General features: G+C 67.7%; 4 protein-coding genes. 2 read left to right on the top strand and 2 right to left on the bottom strand.

Features of this window, described 5'->3' with window-relative positions; all coding sequences use genetic code 11:
* Positions 1-103 precede the first annotated feature (103 nt).
* Together ASC93_RS18470 and ASC93_RS18465 are read right to left on the bottom strand one after the other, a co-directional pair.
* The gene (locus ASC93_RS18470) at positions 104-1,993 is read right to left on the bottom strand and encodes an ATP-binding protein (RefSeq protein WP_056445521.1); all 1,890 of its coding nucleotides are present in this window, start codon (positions 1,991-1,993) and stop codon (positions 104-106) included.
* Positions 1,993-2,589, bottom strand: a complete 597-nt coding sequence (locus tag ASC93_RS18465; RefSeq protein ID WP_056445516.1) for a YfiR family protein — start codon at positions 2,587-2,589, stop codon at positions 1,993-1,995. The genes ASC93_RS18470 and ASC93_RS18465 overlap by 1 nt, the downstream gene beginning before the upstream one ends.
* A gap of 686 nt (positions 2,590-3,275) precedes the next feature.
* On the opposite strand from ASC93_RS18465, the gene ASC93_RS30030 reads away from it, so the two are divergent.
* The gene (locus tag ASC93_RS30030; RefSeq protein ID WP_082548146.1) at positions 3,276-4,109 is read left to right on the top strand and encodes a response regulator; all 834 of its coding nucleotides are present in this window, start codon (positions 3,276-3,278) and stop codon (positions 4,107-4,109) included.
* 233 nt (positions 4,110-4,342) lie between these two features.
* Positions 4,343-7,417, top strand: a complete 3,075-nt coding sequence (locus tag ASC93_RS18455) for an ATP-binding protein (protein ID WP_229412781.1) — start codon at positions 4,343-4,345, stop codon at positions 7,415-7,417.
* Positions 7,418-7,569: the final 152 nt, after the last annotated feature.

Raw genomic sequence — 7,569 nt, 5'->3', positions numbered from 1 at the left:
ATCGTCACTCCTCATGAGTTAACTCGACGATGCGTATGACCTCTGCAACCGGAATCAGTTCACGGACTTAACGCGAACACAGCCTTTTTTTTGCCCTTGCCGTTCAGGTGCGCAGCTTCTTGATGATGCTGCGGTTCCCCAGGATTTCCTCGATCTGTTCGAAGCGCACGGGTTTCACCATGTGATGGTCGAAACCGGCCTCGAACGCCAGCTGCCTGTCCTTTTCCTGGCCCCAGCCGGTGACGGCGACCATGACGGTCATCGTGCAGCACGACAGGTCGCGGATGCCCCGCGCCAGGTCGTAGCCGGACATCTGCGGCAGGCCGATGTCGAGGAAGGCGTAGTCCGGACAGAAGCGCTTGGCGGCCGCCAGCGCATCCACGCCGTTGTGCGTGATGACGACGCTGTGCCCCATCGCCGTCAGCAGCGCGCCGATGCTGTTGACGAAGTCGACGTTGTCGTCGGCCAGCAGGATGCGGTAGGTTTCCGAGCTGATGAAGGACATTGGCGTCGGTTTGGCCGGGAGCTCCGGCTCGACGACGATCGGCAGGCGCACGACGAACTGGCTGCCGTGGCCGATGCCCGCGCTGCGCGCCTCGATGGTGCCGCCGTGCAGCTCGACCAGCTTGCGCGCCAGCGACAGCCCGACGCCCAGGCCCGCGTTCGAGCGCTCCAGCGTCGAATCCACCTGCACGAACATTTCGAACACGGAATCCAGCATGTCCGGCGCGATGCCGATGCCGGTATCCGACACGGTCACCGTGAGCGTACGGTCGTCCACGCTCGCGCTCAGGCCGACCCGGCCGCCGCGATTGGTGTATTTGGCGGCGTTGTTCAGCAGGTTCGAGAGGATCTGCGCGAGGCGCGTCGCATCGCCGTTCAGGAACACGGGGCGGTCCGGCAGGTCGATCGTCAGTTCGTGGCCGTGCAGTTCGATGTACGGGCGGACGACCTCGAGCGCGTCGTTGACGACGGCCTTCAGTTCCACGCGGCCGCTCTTGATCGTGAACTTGCCCGTGTTGATGCGCGAGACGTCCAGCAGGTCGTCGACGAGGCGCACCATCTGGCGCAGCTGGCGCTCCATGATGTCGGTGGCGCGCTGGGTGGCCTGGGCGTCGCCGCTGCGCAGGCGCAGGATATCCAGGCCCGTGCGGATCGGCGCCAGCGGATTGCGCAGCTCGTGCGCCAGGGTGGCGAGGAATTCGTCCTTGCGGCGGTCGGCGAGGCGCAACGCCTCTTCCGCGCGCTCGCGCACCTGCATCTCGTGCTCGAGCGTCGCATTCGCTTCCTGCAGCGCATGCGAGCGCCGGCCGATCTCGGCCAGCATGTCGTTGAAGGCGGCGACGAGCACGCCGATCTCGCCGCTGTCGTTGCCCGGCACGCGCAGCGTGAAATCGCGCCGCTGCATCACCTGGCGCGCGACATTGGTGACGGCGGCCAGCGGCCGCGTGATGGCGGCCTGCAGGCGCGATGCGACCAGCCCCGCGATCACGAGCGCACCCAGCATCACCGCGCCGAGGATCGTGCCATAGCTGAACAGGCGGTCGACGACGCCATAGCGCGAGCGCAGGTAGACCGTGCCCACCATCTCGCCGTTTTCCACGATGTTGCGGAACACGGCCACCTCGCCACCCTCGATGCGGTAGCCGGACGGCGCCGGCCGCGCCGGAATGGTCTGGTTCGGACTCACCGCGTACGTGGCGAAGCGCGTGCCGTCGCTCGTATAGATGGCGGCGGCGAGGATCTGCGGCCGCACGCGCAGCACGGCGAGGTTCTGGCGCGCCGTCTCCTCGTCGTTGAACGTCAGCGCCGGCGCGGTCACGCGCGCCATGATGTCGGCCTGGGTCATCAGGTCGTCGGTCCAGTAGCGCTGGAACGCGCGCAGGTCGAACAGGAGCATGGCGACGGAAGCCGCCAGCAGCGCGACGAACGTCGTCGATACCGCCATCAGAATCAGTTTGCCGCGGACCGTGCCGCCATCGCGCACCACCATCACTGCGCTCCTTTCTGCACCCGGTTCGCCACCGTCAGGAGGCGCGAACTGAGTTTGATGCCGTTGCGTTCCGCCGCGTCGAGCGCGACGTCGAAGCGGACACGCTCGTCGACGATGCGGAAATTGATCACACTGCCAAGCTGCAGCCCGTTATCGCACTCGGTCACGACGAGCATCGCGCCGGTCGCCTGGCGCACGATGCGCGCCACCCGCTGCGGATCGCTCCCGCCCACGAACAGCAGATGCACGCGGGCGCCGGCGTCGGCCTCGCGCAGCTCGCGCACTTCGATGGAGCGGCCGTTGACGGTACGCCCCGCCACCACGCGCGCCAGCTCGACGGCCAGGTCGTCCGCGCCGATCACGCCGATCGTCAGCGGCGCAGCGGCGTCGCCAAAGGCGCTGGGGGGAAAGTCGGTATAGCCGAGGAATTTATACAGGAACGCCGCTTTCACGCGCCGCTCCAGCGGCACGCCCGACGCCGCGCTCTGCGCGCGCGCAGGCGGCGCCAGCCCCACGCCGGCGCACAGGACGGCGACGGCGGCCAGCGCCCAGGCGGCGAGCGAGCGGCGCAGGCCGCGGTTCGTAAATCGGTTCAATTGACGATGCATCGGCCGGTTGGCAAACCCAGGACTGTAAACGATGGCAGGGAGCGCCGGAACGTGCGGCGCCCTACGAAACGGCCGGATAAGGCACGCCAGGCACGAACAAGGCGTGCCGGACATGTTCCTGTCAATACAAACGGCGCCGCGCATGGCCGGCAACCGCAACGGGCATGATAGCCGGGTAAGGTCGAGAATGGCAACGCACGGCGCGCGGAGGGATCGGCTCGAAAGAACGTGAACGACAGCAGAGCGCTTTTAAACATTTTGCTATCGTAGAACATTTTCTTTAGTGCACCAAGAGCGGCACGATTGGCAGCCGTACCGTCGAGTCATTTATAAAACCAATGAGGGACATTGGAAAACTAAATTGGATTTCTTTTTTGCGATGCAGCATTATGATCCCTGTCTCCTCTATTCTCCTCCAAGGATAGATTCAGCCCGCTCCCGTAGCGGGCTTTTTTTTGCCCGGCGTGCCCGGCGGCGCCCAATGAGGTCCGCGCGCGGCGCCATATGCTGTGGTGCAATATCGGCTGTTCAGGATGTTGTTCTTTTACGACCGCGCCCTGCGTCGATCCCGATTTTTTTCCTCTATGAAACCGTGTGCAGTCGTGCCGCCCCCTGCTTCCGATTTGGTGTACGATGCATCCTCTTTTCGTTTAGATAACAATCGTTACTGCGCTATGCTCCTTTCCGGCAGGTCCGCACATTCCTCCAGTTCCTTCGACTGGTCCGCTTCCCGGCTCGGCGATCCGCAGCAGTGGCCGCAAGCGCTGAAGCTGGCCGCCGACATGATGTTCAATATCCCGCTGCCGCTGCTGCTGGTGTGGGGCCGGGACATGACGGTCCTGTTCAACGACGCGTACGGCGCGCTGGCCGGCCCGGCGTATGGACGGGTGCCGGGCGGCAGCATACCGCCGGTGATGCCACCGCCGCTGGCGGCCGGCGGCGCCGAGCTGGAACGCGCCTGGGACGGCGAAGCCTCGCATGCCCCCGGCCGCACGCTCGCATTCCCGGGCAGCGACGGCGGTGGTCGCTACGATCTGTATTTCACGCCGGTGCGCACCGACGGCGACACGGTGGCCGGCGTGCTGTGCGCGCTGGCGCCGGCCGCGCCCGTACCCGGAGCGGCGCCCGCCGAGGCGGACGGCCCGCTCCATATCCTGGTCGTCGAGGACAACGTCGATTCCCAGTACCTGGTGTGCGAGATGCTGCGCGCCTTCGGCCACGAGGCGGACGGCGTCGGCCACCCGGACGACGCGCTGGCGCGGCTAGCGGCCGGGCACTACGACGTCTTGTTCACGGACGTCAGCCTGCCGGGCATGTCGGGCGTCGAGCTGGCGCGGCAGGCGGTGGCCAGCGCCCCGGCCATGCGGGTGATCTTTGCGTCGGGCTATGGCGACACCCTGCTGCGCCACGTGGAATTCCCCTATCTGTCGCTGCAGAAGCCCTACGAGCTCGACCAGCTTCAGCAGGCCCTCGACAAGGTGGCGCACCCGCTGCCGGTGCGCACCTGAACGATGCGTCAAAGGTGTGCAACAAAGCGCCCGGGCTGGGCTAGAATCGATGTACGGCTCGTTACGCGCCGTGGACGGACGTGCCCGCGCATTCCGCGCGGCACCGCAGTCGCGCGCGCAGAGCCCAGAACGATGACCGATTTCGAGCCCACCGGCAGAGCACCCCGCCCCTCCGAGCCCATCAAGATGCCCGGTCCGGTGCCCGCTCCGGTGATCTCGTGGGGAGACCGACGGTGAACAACGAGCGCGACCAGCTGCGGCAGCCTTCCGCGCAGCCCGCTGCTGCCGTCCCCGCCTCCGCCGCAACCGATGCCGCCGCGGCCGCGCGCGAGCTGCAGGAAGCCCGCGAAGCCCTGCACCACGCCAATGCGCGCATGGAAAACATGCTCGAGAGCCTGACCGACGGCTTCTGCGCCGTCGACCACCACTGGCGCATCATGTACATCAACGGGCGCGCGCTGGACATGCTCGCGCCCCTGCAGAAGACCCGTCCGAGCCTCGTCGGCCACGATTTGTGGGCCACGTTCCCGGAACTGCGCGGCAGCCTGCTGGAAACCGTCTACCGGCGCGCCATGGTCAGCCGCGAGACGGCGATCCAGGAATTCTTCTGGCCCGCCCTGAAGCGCTGGTTCGAGGTGCGCGCCCATCCGTCGCCGGACGGCCTCACGCTGTACTTCCAGGACATCAACCGGCGCAAGGCCGACCAGCAAGCCCTCCAGCAAGGCAACAGCCGCCTGCAGGTGGCGCTGGCCGCCGGCCGCCTGGGCGACTGGCGCTGGGATGCCGCCAGCGACCGCGTGATGCTGGGCGAACGCGCCGCCGCCGTCTTCGGCCTGCCGGCCGAGCAACCGCTGGCGTGGAGCGAACTGCGCGCCCGCCTCGACCCGGGCGACCGCGAAAGCGTACGGCGCGCCGTGCTGCAGGCCTTCTCCGGCCACGGCGACCTCGAACTGGAATGCCGCCTGCCCGGCCCCGGCGGCGAGCCGCGCTGGGTCGCGCTCGTGGGCCGCGCCGACTACGCCGACCAGGTCCGGCGCGAGGGCGTGCTGGGCATGACGGGCGTCGTGCAGGACATCACGGCCCGGCGCAGCGCCGCCGACGCCCTGCGCCAGAGCGAGGAAGTGCTGCGCGCGCTGGCCAACACGATCCCGCAGCTGGCCTGGATGGCCCAGGCCGACGGCGCCATCGTCTGGTTCAACGAGCGCTGGTTCGAATACACGGGCACGACGCCCGACCAGGTCGTCGGCTGGGGCTGGCAAACGACCGTCGAACCCACCGTGCTGCCAGCCGTGCAGGAGCGCTGGAACGCCAGCATCCGCAGCGGCACCCCGTTCGAAATGGAATACCCGATCCACGGCGCGGACGATACCTACCGCTGGTTCCTCACGCGCGTGAATCCCGTGCGCGACCGCCACGGCAAGGTCTTGCGCTGGTTCGGCACGAACACGGACGTCGACGAAGTCAAGCGCGCCGAACAGGCGTTGCGCGACGAGTCGCACGTGCTCGAACTGCTCAACAGCACCGGCAGCGCGCTGGCGTCCACGCGCGACCTGCGCTCGCTGCTGCAGGCCGCGACGGACGCCGCCACCGGCATCGCCGGCGCGCGCCAGGGCGCCTTCCTCTACCACGGCCGCCATGACGGCCACGAGGGCGGTGCCGACGGCGGCAACATGTTCACGCTGTACACGGTCTCCGGCGGGAGTCCGGCCGGGCTCGAGTCGTTCGGCGCAGGCGGTCCCAACGGCCTGTTCGGCCCGGGGCTCGCGGACCGCCCGGCCGGCCTCGTCCGCTCGGACGACGTCACGCACGACGCCCGCTTCGGCGAGGCGGCGCCGTTCGGCCTGCCCACGGGCCACCCGGCCGTGCGCAGCTACCTGGCCGTGCCGGTCGTCGCCCACTCTGGAGAACTACTCGGCACCATGTTCTTCGGGCATCCCGAAGCGGGCATCTTCAGCGACCGCACGGAGCGCATCGTGCGCGGCATCGCGGCCCAGGCCGCCGTCGCGATCGACAACGCGCGCCTGTACGAAGCCGCCCAGCGGGCCGCCGAGGAGCGCAAGATCTTGCTGGAAAGCGAACGCCAGGCGCGCGCCGAGGCCGAACGCACGAGCCAGATGAAGGACGAATTCCTGGCCACGCTGTCGCACGAACTGCGCACGCCCCTGTCGGCGATCCTCGGCTGGGCCCAGGTGCTGCGGCGCGGCAGCCGCGACCAGAACGACCTGCAGAAAGGCCTGCAGACGATCGAGCGCAATGCGCGCGCCCAGGCCCAGCTGATCGAAGACCTGCTCGACATGAGCCGCATCACGTCCGGCAAAGTGCTGCTCGACATGCAATCCGTGGCGCCGGCCAGCTTCATCGACGCCGCGGTCGAGACCGTACGCCCGGCCGCCGACGCCAAGAACATCCGCATCGAGAAACACTACGCCGCCGACCCGGGCCTCGTCGCGGGCGATCCGGCCCGGCTGCAGCAGATCGTGTGGAATCTGCTGTCGAACGCCATCAAGTTCACGCCCCGCGACGGCCTCGTCAGCATCGAGCTGGCACGCAACGACGCCAGCGTCGCCGTGACGGTGCGCGACAACGGCGCCGGCATCCGCCCGGAATTCATCACCCACGTGTTCGAACGCTTCCGCCAGGGCGACGCGTCGATGACGCGGCGCCACGGCGGTCTCGGCCTGGGACTCGCGATCGTCAAGCACCTGGTCGAGCAGCACGGCGGCACGGTCCGCGCGGAAAGTGCCGGCGAGGGCAAGGGCGCCAGCTTCACGATCGAATTGCCGCTCGCCAAGCAGCAGCCGGCATCGGCCGCGCGCGCCCGCGCCGCCATGATCCTGCCGACGCCGCCGACGCCGGACATGACGGTGCTCGACCTGTCCGGCGTCAACGTCCTCGTCGTCGACGACGACCGCGACGCGCGCGAACTGATGAAGCGCATCCTCAGCGATTGCGGCGCCGGCGTGCGCATCGCCGCCAGCGCCCGGGAAGCGTTCGCGCTGTTCAAGGAACAGGTGCCGAACCTCTTGATCAGCGATCTGGGCATGCCCGAAGTGGACGGTTTCGAACTGCTCGACTGGGTGCGCCACCTGTCGCGCGAAGAAGGCGGCCACGTCCCCGCCATTGCCCTGACGGCGTTCGCCCGTTCGGAAGACCGGTTGAGCGCGCTGGAGGCGGGTTTCTCGGCGCATATTTCGAAACCGGTCGAGCCGAGTGAACTAATTGCAACAGTTGCCTCCGTCGTAGGCCCTTCCACCCCGATGGTAAGTCGTGCCGCGGCACCCGCGGCGGGCAGAAATGGCGTACGCTAGTGTCATGAATAAATCATGAATAATGTTCCTACCCACGCACGCGGCGCTGTCCTACAAGAAATTCTCGGCCATTTGCTAGACTATGGAATGTTGCTCTAGAGTCGGAATCCGTTAGGGAATTAACGATGCCGGCCTTGATTTGATGAGATTAC

Source organism: Massilia sp. Root335 (assembly GCF_001425685.1).
GTDB lineage: Bacteria > Pseudomonadota > Gammaproteobacteria > Burkholderiales > Burkholderiaceae_D > Telluria > Telluria luteola.
This window is presented reverse-complemented; position numbering and strand designations above follow the sequence as displayed.

Coding starts and splice junctions, on each gene's coding strand:
- ASC93_RS18470 (WP_056445521.1), bottom strand. CDS start 1,993: ATGGTGGTGCGCGATGGCGGCACGGTCCGCGGCAAACTGATTCTGATG.
- ASC93_RS30030 (WP_082548146.1), top strand. CDS start 3,276: ATGCTCCTTTCCGGCAGGTCCGCACATTCCTCCAGTTCCTTCGACTGG.